Below are 1,533 nucleotides of genomic sequence, written 5' to 3' on the forward strand. Positions count from 1 at the left end.
GGTTCGTACCCGACTCACATTTTCATACATTTATGAAAGCATAACTCAAATTATGCTAGAAGAAAAACTTCTGGGAAAGTTTGAAAACTGCGACTCGACTCCCGGCGTAAAACACAGGAATATGCGAACAAATCAGGAACAAAGACGAGGCAGGGGCGATGGCATTGCCGGGCAAGGAACCAACGATCGCGCATGTCGCCTCGATCTCGGTCGAGTGCGCCGATTGTGGCCGCAACAGGTGGTGGCGACCCGATCAGCTGAAGCGGTTCGGGGTGACGGGGAATACGCCGCTGTCCGCTCTGTCGGGCCGTATCGTCTGTTCGGCCTGCCGCGCCGACGGACTGCCGGGGACGGCGATTTCGATCCAGGCGGCGTTTGTCGACGAGCGCCAGCGCGTGCGCAGCGAAGCGCGGATGCTGAGCGACAGGGATGTGCCGCTGGAGGGATCGCGGCGGGCTTGAGTGGGAGGGTGCCAGCGCTGGTTCTTCCTTCTCCCGCAGGGGGAGAAGGAAGAGCATCCCTTGCTCAATACCCCAGCAATTCCTTCAGCGGAATCACGCGCCAGACATGTTTGATGGCGTAGCGGTTGAAGGTCAACGTCTTCGGCGGGTTGTACTGCTCGACGACCAGCTCGCCCGCCGTGCGCTTGACCAGCTTTTTGATGAAGGCCTTGCCGTTGCGCTCGTTTTCCTCCGGGAAGGTCTCGATCACCACATGGTCGCCCGGTACGGCGTCGCGGCCGCCGCAATAGATCAGGTCGCCGGGCTCGTAACGCGGCACCATGGAATCCGAGAGCACGTGCAGGGCGAACACCTTCGGCAGGTTGCGCACGCCCGGCGGGCGCTGGACGTAACCCGCCGGCTCGCCGTTGAAGGTGAAATCGCCATCGTCGCCACCGACGGCCGCGCCCAGCACCTCGATGTCCATCGAGCTGGCGGGTAGCGGACCTGCATCGGTGACGATCTCCGCATCGGCAACCGGTCCGGCATCGTCGAGAAACACGACCTGCCCCTGGCCCAGCGCAACCGGGTCGACGCGCAGGAAGGCGGCGGTCTTCAGCAGGTTCTCGGTCTTGGGCAGATTGCGGCCGGTTTCCCAGTTGCCGACGGCGGCGACATCGGTGTCGTTGTGTTCGGCGATGTGGCGCATGACCAGGCCGCGCTGCTTGCGCGCCTTGCGGATCGCCGCTCCGACCTTGATCGACAGTTCCGTTTTTGCCATGGCGCCCATGTGAGGGATGAAAGCCGCTCTCGTCTATGAAAGAATGGCTTGCATCTATTTTCGAGTTATGCTTATATCCGGTCATGCAAAACCTGTCCAGCTTTGATGGCGCCGAGTCGCCGGCCTCACGCGAGGCGCGCCCGGCGGTCATAACCGCCCATTCCCTTTCATCCCGGCCGTCCTCCTCCCCGGCCCGGATGAAGCCCGAGGCCCAGTGCCTGACCGCACGAGCCTCGGGTCCGGTCCGCCTGTCTCCGGCGACCGGAACGGCCGAAGCCGCTGGGAGCGGCGGCTCCGGCCGTTCCGGTCGCC

Annotated in this window: 2 protein-coding genes; one reads left to right on the forward strand and one right to left on the reverse strand. The window is 63.3% G+C overall.

Translation table 11 applies throughout. The features are described 5' to 3' along the window. Positions 1 to 158 precede the first annotated feature (158 nt). Positions 159 to 461, forward strand: a complete 303-nt coding sequence (locus ENZ74_RS31420; protein ID WP_024501757.1) for a hypothetical protein — start codon at positions 159 to 161, stop codon at positions 459 to 461. Positions 462 to 525: 64 nt separating this feature from the next. On the opposite strand, the gene ENZ74_RS31425 is transcribed toward ENZ74_RS31420, so the two are convergent. Continuing rightward, positions 526 to 1,230 carry a helix-turn-helix transcriptional regulator gene (locus ENZ74_RS31425; RefSeq protein ID WP_013530583.1) on the reverse strand — a complete coding sequence of 235 codons (705 nt, stop codon included), beginning with the start codon at positions 1,228 to 1,230 and terminating at the stop codon, positions 526 to 528. Positions 1,231 to 1,533 lie beyond the last annotated feature (303 nt).

This window comes from Mesorhizobium sp. M7A.F.Ca.CA.002.15.2.1 (assembly GCF_003998715.1).
GTDB classification, from domain to species: domain Bacteria; phylum Pseudomonadota; class Alphaproteobacteria; order Rhizobiales; family Rhizobiaceae; genus Mesorhizobium; species Mesorhizobium ciceri.

What these genes read in the sequence shown, in the direction of transcription:
- ENZ74_RS31420 (WP_024501757.1), top strand. Translation starts at nt 159, where the DNA reads ATGGCATTGCCGGGCAAGGAACCAACGATCGCGCATGTCGCCTCGATC.
- ENZ74_RS31425 (WP_013530583.1), bottom strand. Translation starts at nt 1,230, where the DNA reads ATGGGCGCCATGGCAAAAACGGAACTGTCGATCAAGGTCGGAGCGGCG.